Origin of the sequence: Lysinibacillus sp. NPDC094177 (assembly GCF_050279145.1) — a bacterium.
GTDB lineage: Bacteria > Bacillota > Bacilli > Bacillales_A > Planococcaceae > Lysinibacillus.
Window position 1 is genome coordinate 315,236 of the sequence record NZ_JBNNTW010000005.1, and the last position, 25,946, is coordinate 341,181.

Here is a 25,946-nt window from a genome sequence, read left to right on the forward strand (position 1 = left end):
CCAGTGTTCGTAATCGTTAACGTTTTCGTTTCTTGTGTACCACCCGTATAACCAGCTGTCAGCGCCGTAAACGTTTGATTGCTAATTGCACCAATCATGTAAGTATGCGCTACTGTCGTAAAGCTTTGATTACTACCATAGCTTGTACCTACAGAGTTTGTCGCATACGCTCGGTAATAGTACGTTGTATTTGGACTTAATCCACTTAGGCCAGCAATAAAAGCACCAGTTGTCCCAGTTTCCGTTCTTTTACTATTACTTGTCGTCGGATTAGTAGTCGTTGCATATACAATTCCACGTTCTGTAATCGTTGCCCCTCCATCTGCTGTAACATCTCCACCAACAGTTGCCCCTGTTGTTGTCAAATTAGATGTGATTGTACTTGTAGTAACTGTAGGGGCACTAGCAGGACTAGCTGTCGTCACCGACTTCATTGTATACGTACTTTTATTTCCCGCTGCATCTTTTACAATGATATTAAAATAATAAGTTGTACTTGGTGATAAACCCTTTACATCAAGCGTTGCTAAATCTTTCGAAAACCCACTTCCTAATGCTGTACCGTTTGCTTCGATATTGCTAACTGTATTAATATTATTACTGCTAGATTGATAGACACGATACTCTAAATCACTTTGAGCAGTAATATTATCCGTTGCTTTCGTCCAGTCTAACTTAGTGCCAGTCGTGCTGACATTTGAAACACTAATCGTTCCGTTTGAAATTGTAGGTGGTATAGAATCTGGAGCAGTAGCACTCACATTGGCAATTGTGATGTTTTCAAAATTCAAGTTTGATGGTTGTGTATTATTATCATTAATAGCTGCATCAAATTGCCATGTAATTTCTAAAGATGCGACCCCGTTGTAATTAAATTCAGTACCTCCATTTAAAAGCGTGCTCAATTTATAGATGTCACCATTTCCAGAAATCTCTGTGTTACTAGAAATTGTGTGTGATCCAAGAGTACCTCCATTCGTATCTTTTACAACTAAGGAAAGCTTATTAAATGTGAGTTTAGTAAGGTCTTGAAAAAGACTTATTCCTAAGTCCTTAAAAGTGAATGTTTTACAAACATTCACTCCTTCAGCCTTAATAATCAAAGTTTGCTGAGCCTTGTCCGTAAAATTAGTTGTATATAACTGTGTTGTACCTGGGTCAACTGAAAAACCATTGCTTATAACAAACTTATTCGAAAAAGTTGCAAAACCTGTACCTGCACTGTTATTAGCTCCAACTGTACCACCGAAATCATACGTACCATCAGCAGTTCCATTCGCATCAGCCTTTACTTCTATGGCAGGAGCATAACCAATCGAAGCCATGGTAAAAATTATTACCAGTAAAATATGAAAATAAAATCTCATTTTTTCACGATAAGTTTTAACTCCAATCTTGTCTTTTTTCAAAGTTTTGGATAGATTCACAGTTCCACCCTTTCAAAATTCTTTTTAACCTCTAGGTGGAAACTCACCCTGTAAGCAAATAATATAATTCATCGCCAAGAAGGGCTGCATATTATTATGCGGTTGACTTCCACCTGTCAACCCTAAAGCTTGCAGGTTCATTTGTACATTTGGATTGGTATCATATAACGATGGCTGCTTAGGTGGTCTCCCAGCTCCTACCCCCTCTGCCCAAAGACAATCAGTCGGATCTCCCGATGTTCCAGCTCCTTGTATAGCTTTTGGTGTATGAGTATGAGCAGGTATTTGTGACTGCAAAAGAGTCACAGTTTGTGCACCAACCACTTGGCCAACCTGTCGTGGCGTTAATCCTGTTCCTTCCCCTTGATTCATTGGTGCTGACCCTATCAAATTCGGTAACGCAAAGGTTGTCCTACCATCCCCTCCATATTGGACACCTAATATCGAAAATAGAGCTGGATTTTGCTGAATATTCATCAATTGACCGTTACAAAACGCCCAACCACTTGGCGCAAAGTTCCCTGAAAAAATTCTTATTTCACCAGTATATGCGTCTGCCATTCGTACCACCTCCTTTTTCTTAATTTCTTGATGGATAGATACCTTGAATAGCAATACAAAAACGTATAGCTAAATAAGGTTGCATATTATTATGTGCTTGTCCGCCCCCAGCAATAGATAATGTGGCTGGATTCATAGTTACGGTCGTACCAGTTGCATATAAGTTATCCTTCTCGGCCCATACATTCTCTTGAGGAGAAGTTACACTTGCAGGGCTAGATGAGCCATGAACTTGATGATTATGTTGAGGCATTTCACTCGTTGTTAAAGTATGGGTCTCTTTACCCTCCTTTTTTCCTAATGGGAATGAAGGACTACTAACATGGATTGGTACGCGGCCACGTAAATCTGGTAAAGCAAATGTATTTACACCATCCCCTCCATAAACCGTACCTAACAGCGAGTATAATGCTTGATACTGTCTAATAGGGAGCAATTGCCCTTCACAAGATAACCAGCCTCTTGGTGCATAATGAATCGAAAATAATCGAACTTCGCCTAAATATGGTTCTGCCATTTAAATCCACCTCTATTCTTAAATTTATGGCTGGGGAGGAAAATATCCATTTAACGAAATAATGAAAGAAATAGCTACCGATGGCATCATATTGTCATGTGGTTGATTGCCACCCACAACTGAGTTAGTATTTGCGTTCATTACAACTGGCGTTAAAGGATTCCCAGCTCCATCTTTATCATTTGAATAGTTCGAATATCCGCTCGTTGTTGCCCACAACATATTACTTGGCGATGATGTACTTCCTAAAGCAGTAGTAGCTTGAACAGTGTGTGTATGAATTGGCATTTGATTCGTAGTTAACTTAACCGTCTCTGTACCACCTACATCACCTAAATTGTACTGCGGACTAACATGAATAGGGACACGCCCCCTTAAATCTGGTAACTTGAAAGTATTTTGGCCATCCCCTCCATATATCGTTCCTAATAAAACAAACAGCGCTTCATTTTCTGAAATTTCAAGTTCTTTACCATCGCATAAAGCCCAGCCTTGTGGAGCATAGTTTCCAGCAAACATACGGATTTCTCCTAAATACGACTCACTCATTTATTTTCACCTCCTTTGAATTTAATAGAAAATTCAATCTTTTTACAAGATGACTCAAACCTCATAGCAATATAAGGGACGATTTCTCCTGTAACGAAAAATCCACATCGTTCATAAAGACGCCTAGCAGGATTGTCCTGTAACACATGCAGTGTAACAGACATTTTCTGATTAACTGCATAACTTTGTAATTGTTTTAATAACTCAGTACCGTAGCCTTTTCCTCTAAAATCAGGTAATAAAGAAATATCTATTAAATGAATATTCCCACTTTTGTTTTCGATCATCACCCTACCAATTTGCAATCCCTCATGATAAATAATTTCATGCTTTGCTTGTGGGAAATTGTGTTGATAAGATCTCTTTTGTGCTTCGTATTGCATATGTAACAGCGCATGCAACTGCTGTTCATCTAGTGCCAACATTGAAAATTCATCTTTACGCGTAGTAATAAATAACTCAAAAAGAAACGCATCATCTTTGGATACAACATTTCTAGTCTGCAACATAATACATCACCATTTCATCAAATAGTTTTAGTAATCAAACCTATCATACATGTTGAACAACTAAATTGGCTCGACACCAAAATCTGCACTTGACAGCACTTTCTACAACAGTCGGACCCTTTCCTAGGAGCGTCCCTTGAGCCTCCTCGTCACTTACGCTCCTGCGGGTTCTAAAGTTGTTCGTTAATCCCCAAGGAGTCGCCGCCTTTCGTTCCATGTACTTACATAGTTTTTAAGTCAAGTACATGTTTTGGTAAAGAGCCACTAATTTTATATATTTTATTTAATTTTTTCTAAATAAAATGCAAGTATTTCTTTCCCACAAAATGCGCATTCGATTGGTAGAGCACAAAGAAACTGACACGTAAAACCAACGAAGATAAGCATTAGTTGATTGTTTTTATATGTCCTTCAGTGTGCAGAAATTTTTGTAAATCCTTCATCATATGAGTGTCAGCTCTTCTTTTTGTCTAAATTTTTATATTTTTATATTTTTATATTTTTATATTTTTATATTTTTATATTTTTATATAAGTATAAAACAAAAAAGTTAAATTTAGGTTATTTTTTTAAAAATTAGTACCAAGACCTATGCGTTATCTCGAAAGCGAGTCTTCAGGATAATGGCCCGTTTGTTGAATTGTCATAATCCATCTTGTCAATGCAATTGTATCAAACCTTTTTACAAAATATCGGGCTTTATTACAAATGATCAATCTTTATTAAAGGCTCTTTTCATAATGATTGTTGTTTCTCAAATAAATATTGAATATGTTACTTCTCACTCCGTTTATTCAATAAGATATATTTAATCTTTTTAATAACATTTGAAAGATATGAATAAGCCAACGTGCTAAAGGTGTGCTAAATGGAAGAAAAATAAATGCATAAATTGTTCCCCAAACTAATACATCTGTATACGTTCGAAGTCCTCCACGAACAATATACTCCCCAAATAAAGCACCTATTGTTCCACTGTATAACGTTACGGAAAACGCTGAAACGAAACTTATCAGCCATAGGTTTTTATTAGTTGGTTTCTCTCGACTTACAAAGTAAATCCCTAATATCAAGAAAGTGAGTGCGAACGAAACGATTGTGGCAAAATACAGCCACGCTTCCCCAAATAAAGAGGTAGTACCTCCAGCCAACATTTGCGCGAACAACATAAACCCAAAAGAAATAGCAATCGATAATCCCATACCAAATGTAACTCCTATAAAAACCCCCTTTATAATTTCCATAAATCTCCACATTTTTGAAAACTTCCCTATAATTATACGTTATTAAATGTTCCATTGTTAGAATAACAACAATCCTTGAGAAAACAGCCAAACAAAAAGACAGATATAATCTATAAAACGCGGATGAGACTCCCCCTTCATTATTTGTACTAATTTATGTACACATCCCTCAACATAAATAGTAAAATCATATCATTACACTTAAAGGAGAGCATGTATGAAAAAACATAAGTTCATATTGTTCACGACACTATTTTTTATCTTGTTACTAAGCGGTTGCAGCGAGAATAAGAATGAGAATGAGAATGAGAATGAGAACAAGAAAAAAGCAATAGAAGAAAATACTACTGACCAAATAAAACAAGAAATCCCAGAACCCTACACAAAAGCAATAACAGCCATTAATAATAAAAATTTTACATTAGCTAACACATATTTAGATTTAGTTATTAAGGACTTCCCAGATAGCGAATACATACTTCCGAGTCAAATACTAAAAGGCTCAATGCAAATTTCCCAATACTTGGTTGCTAGCGACCTTTTGGATATTTTCACTTCAAGTGCAGAACCCGATAGTCCACTGTTTGATGATGAAGATAGAGAAACATTACAAAGCCATTTAAATACACTACAAGATATTTTTGATAAATTTTCAGAAGAACAGAAAACAACATTCAACTATATAGCTCAGACATTTGATGTAAAAAAAGATTATAGTGATTACTTTAAAGATATTGAGGGGTTTTTAGGGGATAGCGAATATCCGGACACGCTTTCCTTCTTTGAAGAAGTTGGCTATCCAGTCCCTACCAACTCTGAAGTAAGGGAATTTACAGATACGCTATACGATCTTTATGTTTGCACCGTGATAAACAAAATCATTAACGATGGCGAAAAGCTAAACGCTGAACAGCTTAACTATAATTATCTGTTCTTTTTTTCTAACGTCGGAATGACATTAAAAGAAACGAACCCTGAAGTAGCAAATACTTTACTCAATTTTATTTTAGATATAACATCTGACGACCCTTACAACGAATACAGAATTTCCATAGAGGAAATAATGGAGAAATCAACTAATACCGTCAGCAAAAATGAGAATTCCGGCTCAAAACAGGACAATACTCAATCGAAAACTACGGAGGATTCAAAGTACGACCCATTCGAATGGGGTACCGGGATTAAAGAGGAATTCGAAAATGAAATGATTCAAAATGAATACGTCGATTCAAAGGATAACCTTTTTTATAAAAATGGCTATATCGGAGAAGACAATCAAGGCTACTATGAGGCTTTTACAATTGACGATAACGGAGAAGAACGATACATCGTTGTCGTTAATGTAAAAACAGGTTGGTATCACGGCTAACTTATATTCATAGTTCATTTCATTATTTCACCTATAGTGCACCGGGTCTATGATGATAAAGCAACAAGGGAGTGTGCTGGTTGCAAAAGTTTAACATGTCAATTACGCAACATTCAAGACCATGGCCCAAATGTTTAGCGTGTTGAGAATGCTGCCAAAGCACCCCAGTTTTTCCCCTCATAAGGCAGCTAAATGCGCCTGAAGTTTACTTATTTGCAAGATACCTCGAAAAGTAACAATCTTTGAGAAAACAGCCTTATTAAAAGACGACAATTATTAGTATTCATCGTGAAACTGCCCTTTCTAGGAACACTATTTAAATGATAAAAAAAAGAATTAATTAATAAAAATTATTCAAATATAGGATGCACCGAAGTCTGCTCAGCTAATTGTATGCGTTATGCGAATAGTTACACTTAACCTTTATGCGGCTTAGTGCAAAACCAGTCACGAAGCGACTTAGTAATACTTTTTCTTGTGTAGAAAATGTGTAGAAACTTTTCACTCCCTATCCTTTTCTAACGGATTCTCAAAAAAGAAAAAGCGCCTCAAACCCTTGATATTAAAGGATTTGAAGCGCTTTTCAATTGGTTCAAACTTGTTCTTTCTGAACCTTGATATGTCCCATTAAATAGTCTCTCAAAAGTAGTGACTAATACTGATTCACTGTTGTTGAATTCAGCTGGGGATTCTTGTCTATAATTTTCGTTTTTCTCTATCTTACAAACAGGTATTCCATATAAATTTGCTTGTGTACAAACTTGTTCAACTAATTGATTATCTGGACATAAATAGACCACTGGTTCTTTAATCTCTTGGGCTTTTGAATAGAGCATAAGTAATCCAATTAAAGTTTTCCCCGCCCCTGTATCCATCAGACCTACTATATCTCTATATTTCTTTGTTAGGTAATAACTCGGTCTTTACGTTTTTTAACACTATTGCAATCGGGTCGTCAACAAGCACTTCAACTGGTACTTCAACAAGCTCCTTACCTATTCTTTTATTTTGAATATGGAAAACGTGAACTTCTCGTTCTAATATTCCAATACCAGTACCCTTAGTCAAAATTATGATTAACTCATTTTTTCCATCTTTATTGATGTCCTCATAGATAATTTGAGGTGACCAAGTAGGACTGGTTGTATTCATCCAATAAGGTCTTGTAAGAACACCGCCTTGAAAATAAATTTTAAAATCTGTATATACTCCATTCATCTTTTTAGTATAAAGGGTAACATCTGCTTTATCAGACTTTGCAATTTCATCATATTCATTTATCATTGCTTTAGTATTTGTTAAAACAGTAAAAAGGGAAATAGCAATAATTAACATAAGAACTTTTTTCATAAGAAAAGCACCTCATATTCAGTGTTCTCTATAACTGACTGTTTATTCCACTAAACTGCGCCGTTAGCTTAATAGGAGTAGCACCAACAAAACGCGAATTTCGTACGCAAAATTTCATAAAGAAAAAGCCGATACCCTATATGCTAATAAGAGATCGGCTTCTTACTGTTAAATTGTCTGTAGTGGTCGTAGAGAGACTAATGGCACAATTTCTTTATTTTAAATGATCAATCTTTATTGCAAAACCTAATGAGTAACTTTTCTATTCATTAATCCAATCAATTAATTCTCTATCAAAAGTATCTGGTTCTTCAAACATTGGATTATGGCCACTTTTTTCAAAAATGACCTTCTTCACTTTTTCATATGAATAATCAATTACATCCCAGAGCGAAATAGGAGCGACTAAATAATCATACCTTCCTAACCCTACAAAAATAGGTTTATCTACATGAGCCATAGATTGGATTAGATTTCGTTCAGCAAAAGCTACACCCCAAAGATAATCAATAACCTCCATATTTGTATATACGTCATCCCACATATAAGCAGCATCGAACGTATAATCATAAAAGCTATGTGCTCCCATGCGAATACACATATGCACAAATCGTCTTTCAGGATCATTGTGAATATCATTCTCTAAACATGCAATATCATGCTCAAATTGCTTTGTACGCTCAGCACTGGCAGTTTCGTTAAAAAATGAAAAGCTTTGCTGCTGTCTCTCTTGACTGTTTGTTGGTGCTGAATTTAATAAAATGACCTTCTGAACATACTGAGGATATTTTTCGGCATATGCCAAGGCCATAAATGCATGTCCAGAATGTCCTAAAATGATAAAATCCTCAAGCTTTAGCAATTGTCTTGCTGTTTCTATATCCTCGACAATCTTATCTAAAGTATAATCTTCTTTCTTTAAAGAGCGTGGAGACTTCACAAAACCTTTATGATCTAAAAAGATAAATTGAAAATGTTTATATAAATTTTCCGAGAACAAATGTGGATAATATACACAGCTACCCACTACCAATATCGGCTGACCTTGTCCCTTAACACAATATTTTAATTCAAATCCTTCACTAAAGATGCTTTGATAATTACTCATAATAATAGTCCTCTTTTCTTTTTATATAGAAGAGCTATTAACGTTATGCTCTTCTTCCTATCACTCCCTTTCTTTTTTACATTCCCGTGTTTTCTCCATAGAACGCTCCAGCATTTTAACTCACCTCTATTATTATTTTCTATGTATATATAAAAGTTGAATTTTTAAAATAGGAACTTATTTTCCAAGTATACAATAATGGTAGAAAAATTAGAAAGATAGAGGATACAAGAAAATAGATTAGCGATTATAACACATCATTACATTAAGAGAGAGTGGTCAATTGGAAGAAGCGAATCAATTTATGGTGGCACTTGTTCAAGAAGAGCCTGAAAATGGATACTACTAATTATTGTCGCAAAGATATCATCCCCACTTTTCATCCAAAATGCTTGTTATATACGAGCAATATGATAAAATAGGAACGTGCATTCGCTCTCTCTTAATTTTTTCACGGGAATATTTTTTCATTAAAATAAATTGGGTGCGAGAATATATCTTAGAATATAATATTTAATGTCGGATAATCTGTTTCTTTTTACAGTTCGACTCTACCAGAGTTTGGTTAAATTAAAGATATTAATCTTAATATGAGATACAAATCTAAAGAGCATGTTTTGAAAAAAAATTGATCAAAACATGCTCTTATTTGAATGTGGTAGATTAACTTCTTAAAATTTGATTATTTTTGAAATCCTTATTGTACTCACCACGTTTCTGCAATAAGAACCCCTGAATTTTCCTAAATAGAATATTGTAAAGAAATTACTGTATTTTTATATTGATTGCATCCGTTTGATACCATTATATTTCTCATTGGAATATTGTCAATTTGAGTCATCCCTAAATAAGATATAGCTTTAAATTCATTTTTAAATCTGTATAATCCTATTGAATGTAAGTTCTTTCCCAATCCTGTCCCCAGAAAATTAGGATGAATGCCTATCCAAAAAATGCGTCCTTCATTATCTGTATTTGGTTCTATATGAGAAAAAACTACACCAACAGGTTCATTGTTAACTATATACACTGTAAACATGTCCTTTACTTGAGACGGGAGTTCGGTCCTCATTCCAGTTAAAAACTTTTCTGCATCAATAAAACTTGTACCCATCACATCAGATAAAAAAGAGATAGAGTTATTCTCAGAAAATGACCATACTTCATAATCTGGTATTGAAACATTTAATGGTGACATTAAAGATCTCTTATATACAACCCTTTCACCAACAATTTCCATTTTAGTCCAATTTAAGCTTTCAAATAGAATTTTAGGACACTCAAACCTAAATTTTTCAGTCTACTACTTTGTAATTGATCTAAAAGTTCATTTATAAGCACATCTATTTGAGAAGCAAGACGAAGTCTATCTCTAAAATTTCTAAAATAATTACACGATCACTTTTTATGTAATGTACGCCAACTCTTTGTAACTGTTGAAGCAGTTTATCAACGAGTTTTCACCTCTTTTTATTTATAAAATTTTTCACTTTGCATCAATTTCCCTCTTCCATTATCCTGTACCGTTAGTAATCCCTCTATAAAATAATATTTTTGGAGGAATGTATTTTGTTCATGTCAAAAGAATAATTACTTACTGACTTTTGGGATAATATTTATTTCTTCTATATGCATATCTTCTTTAGTTTTATTACAGAAGCCAATTGGAGAGTAGTTGTATAGGTGGCGGGGTTGCGGAACAATCTAAAATCGTTCCATGCAAAGATCTCAAATATGGGTCTTAGTCTAAGCCTCTTCATTAATTAAACATATGCTTTACTATAACCTAAGAAGTGAGATAAAAAGTGATAAATCCAATGCATTTCAATATAGGACATCAAATGTTTCTTGGTTTTAATCCCTAACTTTCCCTTGTTTTGAAAACAAATGGTTTACCTGTTTTCCTAGTTACAAAGGAATAGGAGGATTCCGTGATGGTTCATGCCGTTCAAGGAGCCAGTTAAACAATTCTGATAGATGCTTTATAATATACAACGATAACAATTAAGTATTTACATAAAAGAAAAGCTCCGACGGAACCCACCCCCAGCTGACCTTCACTTCTCTTTCAAACTTGGACTTCGATAGGAACGACACAGAAAAAGTTAACTAGTAAGAACTAGTTAACTTTATATCCAGACGCATTCAATAGTCCATTGAAAAACATTAAGTTACATACTCTTCAGATAGTGAAAAATCACCTGAAGTTTTTAAAAAAATAAGTCATTCCAAAAGGAGTTACTGCCCGTGCGTCGCCGGTTTCTTGAAGTATGACGCACCCTACTCGTGCGTCGCTGGATTCGCGAAGTACGACGTACCCTGCTCGTGCGTCGTTGGATTCGCGATGTACGGCGTCTCCTGCTCGTGCGTCGTTCGTTTCGTGAAGTACGACGTACCCTGCTCGTGCGTCGCTGGATTCGCGAAGTACGACGTTTCCTGCACGTGCGTCGTTCGTTACTAATAGGATCCTGGTGCATGAAGTGACCTAACCCTGAGTTGTTAGCTATTTCTACTGCCTTCTGTATAAATAACATATTCAAACCTCCTTTCATCTTTAATAGAGAAAGAAGGTAGATTCCTTTTTCAAAAAAATCAAACCCATACCTCTGCCCTTTTCTTTCCCTTATCGTAATATATGAGGTTGTACTAAGGATGTTAGAGATAATCGCATAGTTTTCGAAAGCAAATTATAGACTCTATATCTTTTTGTGGAATCTTACATTTTTGTTTTATACGAATAATTTAAAAATGAAAGGAAAGATTTCGCGTGGATAACGGCATAATAATACCTGAATATCAGCTTTTTATTCATCCTTTAGATTTAAGCGAACTTCGTAAAGATATATGGTGTGACGATCCTATCTCTGCCAAGCTAACGATTAACAAAAGAAAGTATGATATTGATATCGTCTATCGTGGCTCCCATATCCGGGATTTTCGAAAGAAGTCGTATCACATTTTGTTTAATAAGCCAAGTACCTATAGAAATGCCAAAGAAATTCATATCAACGCAGAATATAAAGATCCTTCTCTATTAAGAAATAAACTATCGCTCGATTTTTTCAATGAAATAGGGTGCTTATCGCCAAAATCCCAATTTGTAAATTTGAAATTGAATGGGAAAAATGAGGGGCTTTATTTGGAATTAGAATCAGTGGATGAGTATTTCCTTAAGAATCGGCAACTACCGCAAGGACCAATATTCTATGCGGTTGATGGCGATGCTAACTTTTCGTTGATGAGTGATCTTGATAAAGAAGTAAAGAAATCACTTAAAGCTGGCTATGAACTAAAATATGGGACAGAACAAGATGAATTTCATTTGCAAAAAATAATTCTTGAAATTAATACCATTTCAAAAGCTGAATTTGAAAATGCAATTGTGAAATATCTCAATGTTGATCAGTATATTAGTTGGTTGGCTGGCGTTATTTTCACCCAGAATTTTGATGGTTTTGTTCATAATTACGCATTATACCAGAATAGTGAAACTAGGCTATTCGAAGTCATCCCGTGGGATTACGATGCAACATGGGGAAGGGATGTAAACGGGAAAGGGATGGAAGAAGATTATTTACGAATCGAAGGATTTAATACGCTTACCGCAAGAATTCTCGACGTAAAAACATTCCGACGTCAATACAAAAACTTGCTAAAGATTATTTTAAATAATCAATTTAATGTAGACTATTTGAAACCGAAAATACAAGGTATGCATGATTTAATAAGACCTTATGTTCAAAAAGATCCATATAAAAAAGACGATATCCATTTATTTGATAAGGAACCAGAGTATATATTGGATTATATTGAAGCACGGGCGAAATATATAAAAAGGAAATTAGATTCATTAGATTAAAGTTATTGAATCATCTTACAAAACCCTCTTTCCATGTGGTAAGGGGGTTGTTTGTCGTTTGAATTAGCACACTATTTTCTGTACTGTAAATATAGTAAAATCGTTAAAGTGGTATTCTTATGGGTCTTTTCATTTCAGTTATAGTTCATCAGCTAAGCGATTTACTTATTGATATAAGCTTCAAAAGCAAAATACAGAATAAATGTAGTTGATTAACCATAATTCTTTAATTGTCCATACAAAATAAAATATGAGTAGAAACCCTATCATTGTTTTTATATCATTATTTTTCACTTTTACTTTCTAAACTTTGATTCCATTTCATCCTCCTAAAATCTGATCATTTATTATGGAAGAACCCACCTTATATAATATGACACCTTCATTTCATTGACAGAAAATATGAAATAACGGCTGCTTTAAAAGCACCCGTCATTTATACTATAGTTTATAGTGCCTTAGAAGCCTGCTGAATTAATGCAGCTACCATTTTATCCATTTGTGCAAAACGATCGTCTTTTGTTTGACCATTTACATATCGATAATAGATTTGCTGACATATTACAGCTAATTTAAAGTAGGCAAATGTAATATAATAATCGATGGCTGAAACATCCCGCCCGCTTTTCTCTGCATAGCGGTTAATGAATTCCTGACGTGTGTAAAACCCTGGTAAAGTCGTTATTGGTGGTTCTCCAAATGCGTATAAAAGCATTTTGGGATCATCTGCATGCATCCAGTAGCTCATGGCCACGCCTAAATCTGCTAATGGGTCCCCTACAGTTGTCATCTCTAAATCAAAAAGTCCAATCATCTCAGAGTAATCACTTGAAAACATAGCGTTATTAAGCTTGTAGTCATAATGAATAATGGTTGCTTCGTGATTAGAAGGTACATGATCCTTTAACCACTTTGTCAATGCCTCTACTTCAACATGCTCTGCCGTTTTCGCTTTGTCATAGCGCTCAATCCATCCATGTACTTGCCGTTCCATAAATCCTTCTGGCTTCACCATATCCTTTAATTGCGTTTCTTTATATGGAATTGCATGAAGAGCTACAAGTGAATCGACCATCTTTTCCGAAATGAGACGAGCTAATTCCTCCGTATTTTCAGTACCAGGTGGGAAATGCGTGTCCAGTACTATCCCCTTTTTTCGTTCCATCAGGAAGAAATCACTGCCGATAATATCTCGATCATCAACGTACACATAAGGTTTCGGTAAAGCGGATAAAAATGGATGCAATGCAGATAAAATGGTGAATTCACGTTTCATGTCATGCGCTTTTTTGGCGACTGGTCCATGCGGAGGTCGACGAAGAACAATTTCAAATTCACCTACTTTTAGGCAGTAAGTCAAATTTGAATGTCCAGCATTAAACTGCGAAATTTCTAGCTTCCCCTCTGGTAACTCTGGAAATTGGTTCTTTAAAAATGACTGTAATTTCACTTCATCAATACGTTCACTTGCCCTTACTTGTATCGTATCCATTGTACCCCTCCTATCAATTATGCCTCGGCATAATTGTTGCTGACGCTTCGTTTTCGCTACAAAAGACATTGGCTAAAAGAAGTTAAACGATTGAGCTCATACCGCCATCTACAACTATGACATCCCCCGTAATATAATCTGAGGCAGCTGCGGCTAAAAATAATGCTACGCCTTTTAAGTCATTTTCAGATCCTAAACGCTTTAACGGAGTCACTCCCATTAAATAATCTTGTCCACGCTCAATTAAGACTTTTGACATTTTTGTTAGGAAAAATCCTGGGGCAATCGCATTCACATTGACGCCATATGGCCCCCATTTTACGGCTAAATCTTTCGTTAGAGTGATGACTGCGCCTTTACTTGCGTTATAGCCAATTGTATCCATGAAATCAGGTAATGTACCACCAAGCCCTGCAACCGAAGCGATATTGATAATTTTCCCACTCTTTTGTTCTAGCATTATTTTGCCAACAGCTTGGCTCATTAAAAATGTACCATTTACGTTAACGTCAAAGACTTTTTGCCAAGCCTCATAAGGCATTTCAACAGCAGGAGTACCCCAAGACGCCCCACTGTTATTTACTAAAATATCAATTTTGCCGAATGACTCCAGTGTTTTTGACACAACGTTCGCTACGTCCTCTGGCTTTGTAACGTCACATGTAAGAGCTAATGTTTGTACACCTAATTCAGCTAATTCTGCGGCTACCTCTTCGCATGCCTCGACCTTCCTTGAGCACAGTACAATGTTAGCACCTGCTTCAGCAAAGCCTTGTGCAATTTGGGCTCCAAGACCACGCCCTCCCCCTGTTACGATGGCAGTCTTCCCCTTTAAGCTAAATAAATCTAGTACTGTCATTTAACCAGCTCCTCATGTTTTTTAGCATGCTTTTTCAGCTCCAGCTTTGCAACAGTGTTACGATGCACTTCATCCGGCCCATCTGCTAATCGTAATGTTCGAGAATTTGCCCATTGTGCCGCAAGCGTCGTATCAGGACCTACCCCAGAAGCACCGAATGCTTGAATTGCTCGGTCAATCACTCTTAATGCCATATTCGGCGCCACTACTTTAATCATGGCAATTTCTGCCTTTGCCTCTTTATTCCCTACTGTGTCCATCATATACGCTGCTTTTAGCGTTAACAGTCTTGCCTGCTCAATATCAATACGGGACTCCGCAATACGCTCACGTATCACACCTTGTTCTGCAAGTGGCCGATGGAACGCACGTCGCTCCTGTACACGCACACACATTTCCTCTAATGCACGTTCGGCAGCTCCAATAAGACGCATACAATGATGGATTCGACCAGGGCCCAAACGACCTTGCGCAATTGCAAAGCCTTTTCCTTCTCCCCACACTATATTTTCAACAGGTACTCGAACATTAGTAAACGTCAACTCACCGTGTCCTTCTGGTGCGTGATCATAGCCAAATGCAGTAAGCATACGCTCTATTTTTACTCCAGGAGTATCCATCGGCACGAGTATCATCGACTGTTGTTCGTGGATAGGTGCTGTAGAATCTTTATGTTTCCCCATAAAAATTGCGATTTTACAGCGAGGATCCCCAGCTCCTGTTGTCCACCACTTATGTCCATTCAAAATATAATAATCGCCATCACGTTCAATACTTGCCTCAATATTTGTTGCATCACTTGACGCGACTGCAGGCTCAGTCATTGCAAAGCAGGAACGTATTTCTCCACGTAATAATGGCTCTAGCCACTGTTTTTTCTGCTGTTCTGAGCCGTAACGCACAAGCACCTCCATATTTCCCGTATCTGGCGCATTGCAATTAAACACTTCAGGAGCCAGTAAAGAGCGTCCCATAATTTCACATAAAGGTGCATATTCTAAATTCGTCAAACCTGCACCATATTTGCTATCTGGCAAAAATAAATTCCATAAGCCCGCTTCTTTTGCCTTGTGCTTTAATTCCTCTATAATTGGTGGAATCGCTCCCCAACGATCCTCCATTGCCTCTACTTGTGCAGCAAACACTGCCTCATTTGGATAAATGTACTGCTCCATAAAATTTGTCAGCTTCTCTTGAAGTTCTACTACTTTTTCGCTATAAGAAAAGTTCATAAAAAAGCCCCCCTTTGTTTGAACATCGGAATTATAAATGAATGAATATTCATTTTTATTCTTACATTAAATGTTACCGCTATAGTTCTTGTAAATCAATGTCTATTAAATGAAAATTTGAATTATAAAGAAAATTCATACTTAAGACAGTGTATTGAAAAGATAGAAAATCACATTACAATAAAAAAACACAAGTCAAAACACTATTTCACCATAATAAGTATCATCAAATCTGAAAAGCATTTTTTAGTAATAATTAAATGACTTGATGTTTTCATAGCCGCTTTTCAGTACTTCTGTAGCTCATCACCCTATACTTTTTAACAAACATCATCCACAACTTTTGGTGATAAGCTACATCTTTGTAAAATTAGTAAATTAGGTAAAGAAACGATTAATAGGATAAAAAAAGAGTAACTTCTCAATCAAAAAAGTTACTCTATCAATCAAATTAATCTATAATTTTATTTTTATGTCTATTAGCTAACTTCATAGCGAGGAATTGGGGAAATAAATTCAATACACTCACAATTACTAATAGTTGAGAAGGTGAAAATGGTTTAAAATATCCACGATCCCACCCTATTCCTAACGTATCCTCTATTCTACCGAAAAAGTAAAAAGAAATTAGAGCTGATACAATATTACCAATAGTAAAAGGAATTGAGTTGCATAGAAATTTCCCAAGAAAAGCTAGAATTGAAGTCCCTACAATCATTAGTAAATAGCCAAGCAGTGAACGGTTAGCAAAATCTTGGTACATTGAAAAATAAACAAAAGGAAAACAGTATAAACAGACTATTAGAATACCCATTACTATTTTTCTCATATGTCACCTCTCTTATAAATAGAACATAATATTGGACAGCATAAGACTATTAATTAGATTGCTTTGTTCAACCTTGCATGTTTTAAGCTTTCCGTAATCTAAAGTGTTTTGCCTATTTCCATAATATCAGTCAGCAATTGGCGAATGGCCAAAGGTAAATGACGATTTTTTAAGTACACCAAATAAACGTTTCGTCGTAAATTGGGACAATCTATTTCTTTTTGTACAATAGTTTTAGCGGTAGGACCTTTTAAATAATTTTCAGGTAGAATGGTAATCCCTAAATTTTCACGAACGAGAGATACAGCCGTTTCAAAGCGTTCAATTTCAAATTGGATATTAATGTTTTGGTCAGCCTTTTCAAATGCATCTAGAATATCATGTCTCGTTTGAAAGCCCTCTGTACTAATAATAAATGGCTCATCACTTAAATCGGCGATTGTCAGCTTCTCTTTTTCCACTAATGGGTGATTTAATGGTAAAACGGCTACAAGTCGTTCTTCATATAAGCTCTTAACTTCGAGATCCTCATCATCTATTATCTGATTTGTAATTATTAAATGTGTTTTATAGCTTTTGAGCGATTTTTTGACACGCTTACTTCCTAAAATATCCACTAGATGAAACATCATTTGTGGATACTCCTTTTTATACTCTGTAATGACTTTTGGTAGCCAATGCTTAATCGATTCCATTACGCCTATCGTTACTTCGCTTGTGCCACGTACAATTACCTCATCCATTTCTATTTTTAATACTTCCATGTTTTTCAATATAACTTTTGCTCGTCCATATAAAAGCTCACCTGCTTCTGTTAATTGAAGATTTCTCGTATTCCTTTCAAGTAACGGTGAACCGATTTCTTGCTCTAATTTTTTAATTGCAGTACTTAGAGAAGGCTGAGAAATATGTAGTTTTTCAGCTGCCTTCGAGAAATTCATTTGCTCCGTAACTGCTATAAAATATTGCAATTGTTTAAAATCCATAACATCATCCCCCCTCATTTATAGTTTAAAACTATAGATTAATAACAATTATATATTAGCATTTATAATTATGCGAATATATAATTTATTCATAACAATATTTGCACTACAATAATATTGGAAATGGAGTTGATAAAGATATGTATACAATGACAGATCAGAAACAATGGAAAGGCCGTATAGATTCAACTACTAATACGAGTAGTTTTCGTTTACATCAAAAAGTGAAAAGAATTCCTATTAATGATGTAAGCGCTTCAGATAATAAGCAAGCCGCAATTGTTGGCTTTATTTGTGATGAAGGTGTACGTCGTAATCAGGGACGTGTAGGGGCAGCGAGTGGACCTAATGCTCTGCGTGAAGCATTATCTAGCTTACCTTGGACATTTAATGATGAACAGCAGATTTTAGATGTTGGCAACGTTCTTTGCCTTAACCATGCGCTAGAAGAAGCACAGCGTGAACTCGGCGAAATTGTCAAAACATTGCTAAATAAAAAATTACAATGCGTCGTACTTGGCGGTGGACACGAAACACTATACGGACATTATTTGGGCGTTCGTGCAGCGTTACCTAAAGATGCGAAAATCGGAATAGTCAATATCGACGCTCATTTCGATTTACGATCATTTGATGAGCAACCATCTTCTGGCACAATGTTCCGTCAGATTTTAGAGCAGGATCCACATGCAGATTACTTTGTTCTTGGCATACAACGCTTTGGTAATACGAAAGAGCTATTCGATAAAGCCAATGAATTGCATGTGAAGTATGTGTTAGAAGATAATATGACGCCAGAAAATGAAGCGCATATCATGCATGATCTTCAGCAATTTATGGATAATCATGATTATATTCTTTTAACACTATGTATGGATGTACTAGACGCTGCATGTGCGCCGGGTGTTAGTGCCCCATCACCGTTTGGACTAGATCCAAAGACTGTACGCACGATACTTCAAAAAGTAACTTCGCACCCAAATACACATTCTTTTGATATTTGTGAGGTAAATCCATCACTGGATGAGAACGGACGGACAGTTAAATTAGGTGCTTATTTTGTTTATGAAGTACTAAATCACTTACTTAGGAGACAAGGTACATGATCGAAATTAATCAAATTACAACAGTATTTCTAGCAGTTGCGCTATTCGCATTGGGCGGCTGGCTCATCAATAAAATCGGTTTTTTAAAGCGTTTTTGTATACCAGCACCTGTTGTTGGTGGCTTACTTTTCGCCGCATTGGCGACTATTCTAAAGACAACTGGCGTAGTAGAATTTTCGCTTGATACGTCATTACAAAGCTTGTTTATGATTACTTTCTTCACAACAATTGGTTTAGGGGCAAGCTTTAAACTTGTAAAGCTTGGTGGAAAATTATTAATTATTTATTGGCTGGCTTGCGGTTTCCTAGCATTAATGCAAAATGTTATCGGTGTATCCCTTGCATCGCTAATGGGTATTCAACCGTTAATCGGTATGATGGCTGGTGCTGTTTCTATGGAAGGTGGTCATGGTGCAGCAGCAGCATTTGGACAAACTTTAGAAGACTTAGGTATTTCATCAGCCATGACAATCGGTGCAGCAGCGGCTACATGTGGTTTAGTTGCTGGTGGTTTAATCGGTGGTCCTATTGTAAAGTACTTAGTTGGTAAATATAATTTAACGCCAGATGTACAAGAAACTGAAGAAATTGATTTTGAAAATAAAAATGAACAAATTACATCCGATTCATTCTTTACACAAGTATTATTAATTACGTTCTGTATGGCAGTAGGTACATATGTTGGAACATTATTCTCAGAAGCTACTGGCTTCGTACTACCTGGCTATGTTGGTTCAATGTTTGTAGCTGTATTAGTACGTAATATTATGGATAAAGTAAAACCTGAAGCGGTTAATATGAAAAGCATTTCTTTAATAGGTGATGTGACATTAGGTATCTTCCTTTCAATGGCACTCATGAGTATTAAATTATGGGAAATTGCTGATTTAGCACTTCCACTATTCATCATTGTTTTCGCACAAGTATTCTTCATTGTCGTATTTAGTATTTTTGTATTGTTTAAAATCCTTGGAAAAAATTACGATGCTGCGGTTATGGTTGCCGGTTTTGCCGGACACGGTTTAGGGGCAACTCCAAATGCGATGGCCAATATGTCAGCAGTTGTGCAACGTTTCGGACCATCTAAAAAAGCTTTTCTTGTAGTACCAATTGTAGGAGCGTTTTTAATCGACGTATTTGGTATTCCAATTATTATTACGACTATTAATCTATTCAAATAATAAATAAGGCCATGCAATTGTCTTTATTAGACAGTTGCACGGCCTTATTTTATTGGCTTATAGATTATTGTAATATTTCACTAACAGTTACAAATTCGTAGCCTTGCTTTTGCAAGTACAGAATTACGTTTTCTAAACCATTTGCTGTCGTTTGATGAATATCATGCATTAAAATAATGCTGCCATCTTTCACTGACGCTTTCACATACGCTAAAATTTTATCAGCATTGCGATGCTTCCAATCTAGCGTATCGATTGACCATAGAATAGAAGGCATCGTAATGACAGAACGAACTTTATCATTCGTTGCACCATATGGTGGGCGGAAAACTGTTGGATATTGACCGATTGCTGCATAAATAGCATTGCTAGTTCGATCAACCTCTTGTTTAACATTTGCTGTCGATAAGGCTGTTAACTTTGCATGGTCCCATGTATGATTGCCTATTTCATGGCCAGCCTCATAAATTTGCTTGACGATCGCTGAATTTCGAGAGACATTGTTCCCAACCATAAAAAATGTAGCCTTTGCATCATATTTCTTTAAAGTCGCTAAAACTTGTGGGGTAACTTTTGCATCTGGCCCATCATCAAATGTTAAAGCCACACGCTTCTTTTGCCCTTTCGCTACTGGTACACCTTTATTGTATACTTTGTTATCAAGTATTTGGATATTGGCCAGCTCTGAAGCTTTAACATAGCCTTTTTGTTCACCTGCTTCTACATAGGACCAGCCTGCTAGCGTTGTATATTGCTGAACCTCTGTTTTATTGGCAAGCGTACCAAGAACCTCGCCACTTGGGCTAGCAGTTATACGAAGCACAGCGCCATTAGCAGCATTTACTCGTTTTTTTGTCGCAACAGGTTTCTTTAAAGAATTCGTTGCAACATAACCTGTTTGATGTCCATATTGAACAAATGACCAACCACCAGGCGCTGATCCATAAACAAAAATAAGAGTGTTTTCATTCAGCTGCCCTGTTTTTTGTGCACTTGGACTAGGATATGTAAATAAAGTTGTTCCATCTTTTTTCGTTACTACATATTTTTCGGATGTTAGGCTCACTAATGCTGCCGTTTCGACATATCCCTCTAGCTGTTGCACTTTAATTCGAGTCCATTCATCACTTACTGGTGTAGCTGTTACATAACTACCCTTCGCTATTTGACCGATTACCGCACTTTCTACGGAAGGTTCTACATAAACTGTTGTGTTATTAGCTACTGATTGAATAACGGGTGTACCCTCAGCATTTGCAGAAGTATTACCTACAAATACAAAACTGATTAAAAATGTCAAAATAATAGCATAAGGTAAAAGTTTTTTCATTGTTCTACACCGACCTTTTCATCACAGGATGTCTTTTCTCATATGTTTTTTTCTATAAAAGTATAGGATTCGACTCTAATTATAGAATAATAGATTCTACCAGGAAATAGTAGGAATCAACTAGTTTTTGTGAATAAAAATTTCATTATTAACGTTTTATGGTTGCTAGGATTAACGGCATATTATTGAATTGTTTACAGGTGCTTTTTAAAAAAATCTTTCACCTTTTCTTCATCCAAAATTCCCTGTATAGCGTGGGCAATAGCTGATGAAATCCAATTATTTAATGAGCATTTAGCACCTCCCCTCTTAAATCAAAATGATCGATTGTATTCCCAAGCATGAATACCGTGTTAGCTTTTTGCCGACCTTCATTTATCAAAGGCTCCCAAGACGCCTTTTTAGAGTACATTTGCAGTGCACCTTATTCATAAGACGGTTGAAACGATTAAAAAGTTATTATTTTTTTCATATTTTTTCCTCCTATAGCGCATCGTACGCTGTAAGAGCATCCTCAATATGGAATGGTGGTGTCCAAACTTGCCCATTCGCATTAGTCGTCACAAAAATATATCGTTTACCATCTTTTTCGATAATAGAGGCTAAGCAAAGACCAGCTTCAGGTGTGTAGCCCGTTTTTCCTCCCAATATTGTACCTTCCCCACCTGGTATTTTCGTTAGAAGCGAACTTGTGATCGTTAATTCATTTGGTACATGAGTAATATAGCTTTTTGAAGTCATAATTTGATAAAAGGTAGGATTTTCAATAGCGTAACGAAATAACTTACTAATATCACGTACACTGGAAACATGCGCGGGATCATGTAATCCACTGGCATTCACAAAATGGGTATCGTTCATCCCTAATTCATGTGCTTTATTATTCATTAATGTTACAAATGCTTCTTCACTATCTGCAATCGCATCGGCAAGTGTTCCTGTAGCATCCGCCCCAGAAGCAAGCAGTGTGCCATATAATAAGTCCTCTATCGTTACAAAATCTCCTGCCTTAAAGCCAGCCATGGAAGCATTTTGAGCAGTAAATTTAGAAATCGTTTGTGGTTTAACGATTGTTTTCTTCTGCAGATCAGTAGTCATTTCAATGGCAACAATCGCTGTCATAATTTTCGTTAATGATGCAGGATAAATAATGTCATCTGCATTTTTTTCGTATAATACTTCTCCTTTTTCATTCAGCAACAAAGCATTTTTACTATGTAACGAAGGTAGCTCTATTTGCGTTTGTTCCGGTGTTCTATTTGTATAATAAAAAAAGAATGCAGCCGCACATATAAAACAAAATAAGACAAATTTTTTCATAAAAAACGCCTCCCATTCATTATAATAGGAGGCATTTATGAATATTCCTGCAGGCAATTTATGAAGAAATTCTTAAGGTTGATTTTTATTAATAAGGCTGTATTAAATTTTAATGTTGACTTTTATATTAAAAATTTAGGTTTATCTAATTGGTTCCATGAATTTTATATTAATAATGCCATTTTGAATATTGGCTTAGATTTTTATTAAGATAAATCTTCTAAACCCCAATCATTATAAGTGTATTTTTCGTCATTAGATATAGGTTTATAATCCTTACAAAAATCAAGAAGTTTCCGACTTCTTGTATGAAAAGATATATCATGTTTAGAGAAGATTTTAACGACTTCATCCCGATTTTGAGGGGTTATTTCTTTTAAGCAATACACCTCATTTTCTAAATCTCCGAATGGATTGAAATTACCGTGTCGGCAAGATTGACAACAAGCAATAGCTATGTTGTTTGAAAGTTCTTTCTGTAAAAACTTTATTGCATATTCAATAGAGTCGGATAACTTAGATTGGATGAGGTGATTATTCATTGAAACTTCGAAATGAATGTTTTGAAATTCGTCTTTATCTGTTTGTTCGTAAAGGATTTTTGTTGGTATGACGGAGATTTCTCCATCAATTATATAATTTACGTTTAAAGTATCTACTTTCAATGAAATACCTCCTATTCAACTGTACTTTTAAACAGATATAGATAGCGTTGCAACCTTTGTATTTACCGAACCTAACAACGTGTTTAGATGCACTATGAGGACATTCATCCTATTTTAAAACGAGCTTCCCTTATTTCATTTATTAAGCGATTACCAACAGGAGGACGAAGGTTCAAGATAGCGTTTTACCCATTGATAGACTTGTTCTTTTCTTATTTGCGGTAATTTGTCTATATGTCTTATTAAATTGCTAAACGTTTTACTCAGCTTCAAACGCTCCAAACGTTCGTTCATTTAGAGATTATAGCAAGAAGCTGAATGGGTTTAAAATATCAACATTCTACTTTACAGAGCCATTAATAAAAATCATCGAAATCCGAACAAATTCTCGTTATGGTTTTATTCTCTAATTTGAAAAATACATCCTGGGATACTTCTAGCTTCAGTGCATCTTCCTTTTTTAAATCCGCATATACTCCTCGTAAAATACGACCTGTTAGACCATGTGAGATAACAATCACTTTCGGTATATGTTGAATGTCTTCTAGCCAAGCACTTAGTCTGTTCACTACCGAGTCATAAGCCTCTCCATTAGGCGCATTAAAATACCAGTTGTACACGTCTGTGTTATGAAAAAGGTTTGGCCAAGAACTTTCAATTTCTTTCGTTGTTAACCCAGCCCACTGTCCCACTGCAACCTCGGTTAAACGATCGTCTTTTTTAACATTCTTCAAATCATATCCAATTGTTTCACAAATTATTTCCGTGCTTTGCATGGCTCTTCCTAATGGACTCGAAAAAATTTTCCATTCATTAGAATTTCCAATTAAACTTTTCAACATTTGTGCATTTTGCTGTACTTGATGTACACCCATTTCTGTTAAGGGTGAATCGAGCTCTCCTTGGTATCGTCCTTGTGTATTAAATTCTGTTTCACCATGACGAAGTAAGTATAACGTTTGATTCAATTTTGCTTCCCTCCCTAGTTATTCCTACTATTAAAATAACAGAATAATATAGACAAATCCCAAAAACAAACATAATGGACTGTAAAGCCAAGTATCGTACCTAGCAAACTGAGAGTGTTTTATTTTTTTAAAAAATCCAACATACTTAAAATCACCGACTGCCCGAATAATGAAAATGAAAGCACAGACAATACTTCCGATTTTAGATAAACCATTTGCTTGTAATCCTTGCAAATAACCTCCTTGAACAACAATAATGACACTAGCCAGTAGAATAAGAATGGCAACTAACAATGTCCCCCATATTCTCGGAGTAAAGGCCGGTTTCTGCTCTCCCTCTTTTACAGGAATAGCAACAGCAGAACCCCAACTACCTCCAAAAGCCCAATAGATATGCAACAAACTGATCAACCACAGAAGCCCTACAGCTACAAATATTAAAAGAAATTTCATTAATTCGCCCCCCATGTCGTAACTCCAGCCAAAACATACTATACCGTATGTTAAAGTAAAAATTTTGTCCCTTCAGGTTTTATAACCATATTAGGGACGTTTATTATCAAGTCAGGTTATGGATTAGAAAAATATAGATTTATTTATTGACCGATAAAAGGATTTTTTGTTGATATTATGCTAATGTATGCCCATTTTTAACTGATTGTAGCGGAAATCAGCGTCTTCGAATTAATTCCAATGGATCAAAATGGTTAATCAACACACCTGTTATCGTGTATTAAAAGCTCAAGCATTCTATCAATATCAAAATTAGGATTTGCTTCGAACCTTGTCATCCATCCTACATACGTTAAATAGGAAAGTCTCGCTCGATCTATTGATTCAGTCTCGTCTATGCCGATTTTTTGATACAATTTTGCAACACAAGATATTCTCTGTTCTTCAATATCCACTAAACGGGCTGCCACAACCGGGTCATATTTAGCCCAAGTATAGATGCCAATCTCCATTTTTTTATCTCGATTAAAACTAATCTGTAATAGCTGTTCTAATGAGGCATCCTGTTGCTCCATACTTTGAACAATTAGCTTTGTTGCATGTATTTCCCAATAGTCGAGCATAGAATCTAACAGCTCTTGATGGTCACGAAAATAGTGATAAAAGCTCCCTTTGCTTATTTTTAGCAATCGAGCAAGTGCTTCGATGCGAACTTTATGTATTCCTTCATCAGCTAATTGTTGTAATCCTGCTTTTATCCAATCTTCTCTCGTTAATTGCATGTCATCTCTCCAGTAAAATACGGTAGCGTATGTTTTAAGTTGGATTAGGCTCATCACCGTAACGTGTGGTTGATTTCCGTTCCGGCTGAGCGCTTTGCCGCTGACGCTTCGCTTTCGCGCAGAGCAGAGCTTCCTGGGGGCGTCCGATGAGCCGCTTCACTCGCGTTGCTCGCTCCAGGGTCTCATCTGTGACGCTGATCCCCAAGGAGTCGCCCAGCATCCACTCCAATCAACTTATATATAGGGCATA

The 25,946-nt window shown here is 36.0% G+C and carries 25 protein-coding genes and 2 pseudogenes; 4 read left to right on the top strand and 23 right to left on the bottom strand.

What is annotated here, in order from left to right:
- The 6 genes and pseudogenes from ACQKNC_RS11370 to ACQKNC_RS11395 form a co-directional block, all read right to left on the bottom strand.
- Positions 1–1,427 (bottom strand): annotated as a pseudogene (locus tag ACQKNC_RS11370) (hypothetical protein); the annotation flags it as partial.
- Positions 1,428–1,451: 24 nt separating this feature from the next.
- Positions 1,452–1,988, bottom strand: coding sequence for a phage tail protein (locus ACQKNC_RS11375; protein ID WP_427424952.1), 537 nt, complete (start codon positions 1,986–1,988; stop codon positions 1,452–1,454).
- A 19-nt stretch (positions 1,989–2,007) separates the two neighbouring features.
- Entirely contained in the window at positions 2,008–2,505 is a 498-nt protein-coding gene (locus ACQKNC_RS11380) for a phage tail protein (protein WP_427424953.1), read from the bottom strand.
- Positions 2,506–2,529: 24 nt separating this feature from the next.
- A complete protein-coding gene (locus ACQKNC_RS11385) occupies positions 2,530–3,054 on the bottom strand; it encodes a phage tail protein (protein ID WP_427424954.1) in 525 nt (174 codons plus the stop codon).
- Positions 3,051–3,563 (bottom strand): GNAT family N-acetyltransferase, encoded by a 513-nt coding sequence (locus ACQKNC_RS11390; RefSeq protein ID WP_427424955.1) that lies wholly within the window; start codon positions 3,561–3,563, stop codon positions 3,051–3,053. The genes ACQKNC_RS11385 and ACQKNC_RS11390 overlap by 4 nt, the downstream gene beginning before the upstream one ends.
- Positions 3,564–4,357: 794 nt before the next feature.
- Complete coding sequence (locus ACQKNC_RS11395; RefSeq protein ID WP_427424956.1) at positions 4,358–4,819, bottom strand: hypothetical protein; 462 nt, start codon at positions 4,817–4,819, stop codon at positions 4,358–4,360.
- A gap of 205 nt (positions 4,820–5,024) precedes the next feature.
- Here ACQKNC_RS11395 and ACQKNC_RS11400 point away from each other — a divergent pair, with 205 nt between their 5' ends.
- The gene (locus tag ACQKNC_RS11400; RefSeq protein ID WP_427424957.1) at positions 5,025–6,176 is read left to right on the top strand and encodes a hypothetical protein; all 1,152 of its coding nucleotides are present in this window, start codon (positions 5,025–5,027) and stop codon (positions 6,174–6,176) included.
- A 548-nt stretch (positions 6,177–6,724) separates the two neighbouring features.
- On the opposite strand, the gene ACQKNC_RS11405 is transcribed toward ACQKNC_RS11400, so the two are convergent.
- The 5 genes from ACQKNC_RS11405 to ACQKNC_RS11425 all read right to left on the bottom strand — a co-directional run bounded on the left by ACQKNC_RS11405 (position 6,725) and on the right by ACQKNC_RS11425 (position 11,186).
- Positions 6,725–7,051 (bottom strand): DEAD/DEAH box helicase family protein, encoded by a 327-nt coding sequence (locus ACQKNC_RS11405; protein WP_427424958.1) that lies wholly within the window; start codon positions 7,049–7,051, stop codon positions 6,725–6,727.
- Positions 7,052–7,067: 16 nt separating this feature from the next.
- The gene (locus tag ACQKNC_RS11410; RefSeq protein ID WP_427424959.1) at positions 7,068–7,526 is read right to left on the bottom strand and encodes a hypothetical protein; all 459 of its coding nucleotides are present in this window, start codon (positions 7,524–7,526) and stop codon (positions 7,068–7,070) included.
- Between the two features lie 262 nt (positions 7,527–7,788).
- Positions 7,789–8,634 (bottom strand): alpha/beta fold hydrolase, encoded by an 846-nt coding sequence (locus ACQKNC_RS11415; RefSeq protein ID WP_427424960.1) that lies wholly within the window; start codon positions 8,632–8,634, stop codon positions 7,789–7,791.
- A 742-nt stretch (positions 8,635–9,376) separates the two neighbouring features.
- Positions 9,377–9,832, bottom strand: coding sequence for a GNAT family N-acetyltransferase (locus tag ACQKNC_RS11420; RefSeq protein ID WP_427424961.1), 456 nt, complete (start codon positions 9,830–9,832; stop codon positions 9,377–9,379).
- A 1,012-nt stretch (positions 9,833–10,844) separates the two neighbouring features.
- Positions 10,845–11,186, bottom strand: a complete 342-nt coding sequence (locus ACQKNC_RS11425) for a CotG/ExsB N-terminal domain-containing protein (protein WP_427424962.1) — start codon at positions 11,184–11,186, stop codon at positions 10,845–10,847.
- A 215-nt stretch (positions 11,187–11,401) separates the two neighbouring features.
- On the opposite strand from ACQKNC_RS11425, the gene ACQKNC_RS11430 reads away from it, so the two are divergent.
- The gene (locus ACQKNC_RS11430) at positions 11,402–12,493 is read left to right on the top strand and encodes a CotH kinase family protein (RefSeq protein ID WP_427424963.1); all 1,092 of its coding nucleotides are present in this window, start codon (positions 11,402–11,404) and stop codon (positions 12,491–12,493) included.
- A gap of 448 nt (positions 12,494–12,941) precedes the next feature.
- Here the strand turns inward: ACQKNC_RS11430 and ACQKNC_RS11435 are convergent, their stop codons facing one another.
- The 5 genes from ACQKNC_RS11435 to ACQKNC_RS11455 all read right to left on the bottom strand — a co-directional run bounded on the left by ACQKNC_RS11435 (position 12,942) and on the right by ACQKNC_RS11455 (position 17,891).
- On the bottom strand, positions 12,942–13,985 hold the full coding sequence (locus tag ACQKNC_RS11435) for a phosphotransferase family protein (protein ID WP_427424964.1): 1,044 nt from the start codon (positions 13,983–13,985) through the stop codon (positions 12,942–12,944).
- A gap of 82 nt (positions 13,986–14,067) precedes the next feature.
- On the bottom strand, positions 14,068–14,844 hold the full coding sequence (locus tag ACQKNC_RS11440) for an SDR family oxidoreductase (RefSeq protein ID WP_427424965.1): 777 nt from the start codon (positions 14,842–14,844) through the stop codon (positions 14,068–14,070).
- Positions 14,841–16,076, bottom strand: coding sequence for an acyl-CoA dehydrogenase family protein (locus tag ACQKNC_RS11445; protein WP_427424966.1), 1,236 nt, complete (start codon positions 16,074–16,076; stop codon positions 14,841–14,843). Before ACQKNC_RS11445 ends, ACQKNC_RS11440 begins: the two co-directional genes overlap by 4 nt.
- A gap of 451 nt (positions 16,077–16,527) precedes the next feature.
- The gene (locus ACQKNC_RS11450; protein ID WP_427424967.1) at positions 16,528–16,905 is read right to left on the bottom strand and encodes a hypothetical protein; all 378 of its coding nucleotides are present in this window, start codon (positions 16,903–16,905) and stop codon (positions 16,528–16,530) included.
- Between the two features lie 98 nt (positions 16,906–17,003).
- Complete coding sequence (locus tag ACQKNC_RS11455; protein WP_427424968.1) at positions 17,004–17,891, bottom strand: LysR family transcriptional regulator; 888 nt, start codon at positions 17,889–17,891, stop codon at positions 17,004–17,006.
- A gap of 140 nt (positions 17,892–18,031) precedes the next feature.
- Here ACQKNC_RS11455 and hutG point away from each other — a divergent pair, with 140 nt between their 5' ends.
- Positions 18,032–18,997: a formimidoylglutamase gene (gene hutG, locus ACQKNC_RS11460; protein WP_427424970.1), complete on the top strand. Its 966-nt coding sequence runs from the start codon at positions 18,032–18,034 to the stop codon at positions 18,995–18,997.
- On the top strand, positions 18,994–20,178 hold the full coding sequence (gene gltS, locus ACQKNC_RS11465) for a sodium/glutamate symporter (RefSeq protein WP_427424971.1): 1,185 nt from the start codon (positions 18,994–18,996) through the stop codon (positions 20,176–20,178). The genes hutG and gltS overlap by 4 nt, the downstream gene beginning before the upstream one ends.
- Before the next feature lie 64 nt (positions 20,179–20,242).
- Here gltS and ACQKNC_RS11470 read toward each other — a convergent pair whose 3' ends face one another.
- The 7 genes and pseudogenes from ACQKNC_RS11470 to ACQKNC_RS11500 all read right to left on the bottom strand — a co-directional run bounded on the left by ACQKNC_RS11470 (position 20,243) and on the right by ACQKNC_RS11500 (position 25,696).
- The gene (locus ACQKNC_RS11470; protein ID WP_427424972.1) at positions 20,243–21,508 is read right to left on the bottom strand and encodes a polysaccharide deacetylase family protein; all 1,266 of its coding nucleotides are present in this window, start codon (positions 21,506–21,508) and stop codon (positions 20,243–20,245) included.
- Positions 21,509–21,991: 483 nt separating this feature from the next.
- Positions 21,992–22,828: a D-alanyl-D-alanine carboxypeptidase family protein gene (locus tag ACQKNC_RS11475; RefSeq protein ID WP_427424973.1), complete on the bottom strand. Its 837-nt coding sequence runs from the start codon at positions 22,826–22,828 to the stop codon at positions 21,992–21,994.
- Between the two features lie 206 nt (positions 22,829–23,034).
- Positions 23,035–23,493 carry a hypothetical protein gene (locus ACQKNC_RS11480; protein ID WP_427424974.1) on the bottom strand — a complete coding sequence of 153 codons (459 nt, stop codon included), beginning with the start codon at positions 23,491–23,493 and terminating at the stop codon, positions 23,035–23,037.
- Positions 23,494–23,551: 58 nt separating this feature from the next.
- Positions 23,552–23,760, bottom strand: a pseudogene (locus ACQKNC_RS11485) (IS1595 family transposase); the annotation flags it as partial.
- Between the two features lie 89 nt (positions 23,761–23,849).
- Positions 23,850–24,461 carry a histidine phosphatase family protein gene (locus tag ACQKNC_RS11490; RefSeq protein ID WP_427424975.1) on the bottom strand — a complete coding sequence of 204 codons (612 nt, stop codon included), beginning with the start codon at positions 24,459–24,461 and terminating at the stop codon, positions 23,850–23,852.
- A 30-nt stretch (positions 24,462–24,491) separates the two neighbouring features.
- The gene (locus tag ACQKNC_RS11495; RefSeq protein ID WP_427424976.1) at positions 24,492–24,914 is read right to left on the bottom strand and encodes a DUF3995 domain-containing protein; all 423 of its coding nucleotides are present in this window, start codon (positions 24,912–24,914) and stop codon (positions 24,492–24,494) included.
- Between the two features lie 254 nt (positions 24,915–25,168).
- Positions 25,169–25,696: a TetR/AcrR family transcriptional regulator gene (locus ACQKNC_RS11500; RefSeq protein ID WP_427424977.1), complete on the bottom strand. Its 528-nt coding sequence runs from the start codon at positions 25,694–25,696 to the stop codon at positions 25,169–25,171.
- Positions 25,697–25,946: the final 250 nt, after the last annotated feature.

Coding starts and splice junctions, on each gene's coding strand:
- ACQKNC_RS11375 (WP_427424952.1), bottom strand. CDS start 1,988: ATGGCAGACGCATATACTGGTGAAATAAGAATTTTTTCAGGGAACTTT.
- ACQKNC_RS11380 (WP_427424953.1), bottom strand. CDS start 2,505: ATGGCAGAACCATATTTAGGCGAAGTTCGATTATTTTCGATTCATTAT.
- ACQKNC_RS11385 (WP_427424954.1), bottom strand. CDS start 3,054: ATGAGTGAGTCGTATTTAGGAGAAATCCGTATGTTTGCTGGAAACTAT.
- ACQKNC_RS11390 (WP_427424955.1), bottom strand. CDS start 3,563: ATGTTGCAGACTAGAAATGTTGTATCCAAAGATGATGCGTTTCTTTTT.
- ACQKNC_RS11395 (WP_427424956.1), bottom strand. CDS start 4,819: ATGTGGAGATTTATGGAAATTATAAAGGGGGTTTTTATAGGAGTTACA.
- ACQKNC_RS11400 (WP_427424957.1), top strand. CDS start 5,025: ATGAAAAAACATAAGTTCATATTGTTCACGACACTATTTTTTATCTTG.
- ACQKNC_RS11405 (WP_427424958.1), bottom strand. CDS start 7,051: ATGGATACAGGGGCGGGGAAAACTTTAATTGGATTACTTATGCTCTAT.
- ACQKNC_RS11410 (WP_427424959.1), bottom strand. CDS start 7,526: ATGAAAAAAGTTCTTATGTTAATTATTGCTATTTCCCTTTTTACTGTT.
- ACQKNC_RS11415 (WP_427424960.1), bottom strand. CDS start 8,634: ATGAGTAATTATCAAAGCATCTTTAGTGAAGGATTTGAATTAAAATAT.
- ACQKNC_RS11420 (WP_427424961.1), bottom strand. CDS start 9,832: ATGTCACCATTAAATGTTTCAATACCAGATTATGAAGTATGGTCATTT.
- ACQKNC_RS11425 (WP_427424962.1), bottom strand. CDS start 11,186: ATGAAAGGAGGTTTGAATATGTTATTTATACAGAAGGCAGTAGAAATA.
- ACQKNC_RS11435 (WP_427424964.1), bottom strand. CDS start 13,985: ATGGATACGATACAAGTAAGGGCAAGTGAACGTATTGATGAAGTGAAA.
- ACQKNC_RS11440 (WP_427424965.1), bottom strand. CDS start 14,844: ATGACAGTACTAGATTTATTTAGCTTAAAGGGGAAGACTGCCATCGTA.
- ACQKNC_RS11445 (WP_427424966.1), bottom strand. CDS start 16,076: ATGAACTTTTCTTATAGCGAAAAAGTAGTAGAACTTCAAGAGAAGCTG.
- ACQKNC_RS11450 (WP_427424967.1), bottom strand. CDS start 16,905: ATGAGAAAAATAGTAATGGGTATTCTAATAGTCTGTTTATACTGTTTT.
- ACQKNC_RS11455 (WP_427424968.1), bottom strand. CDS start 17,891: ATGGATTTTAAACAATTGCAATATTTTATAGCAGTTACGGAGCAAATG.
- hutG (WP_427424970.1), top strand. CDS start 18,032: ATGTATACAATGACAGATCAGAAACAATGGAAAGGCCGTATAGATTCA.
- gltS (WP_427424971.1), top strand. CDS start 18,994: ATGATCGAAATTAATCAAATTACAACAGTATTTCTAGCAGTTGCGCTA.
- ACQKNC_RS11470 (WP_427424972.1), bottom strand. CDS start 21,508: ATGAAAAAACTTTTACCTTATGCTATTATTTTGACATTTTTAATCAGT.
- ACQKNC_RS11475 (WP_427424973.1), bottom strand. CDS start 22,828: ATGAAAAAATTTGTCTTATTTTGTTTTATATGTGCGGCTGCATTCTTT.
- ACQKNC_RS11495 (WP_427424976.1), bottom strand. CDS start 24,914: ATGAAATTTCTTTTAATATTTGTAGCTGTAGGGCTTCTGTGGTTGATC.
- ACQKNC_RS11500 (WP_427424977.1), bottom strand. CDS start 25,696: ATGCAATTAACGAGAGAAGATTGGATAAAAGCAGGATTACAACAATTA.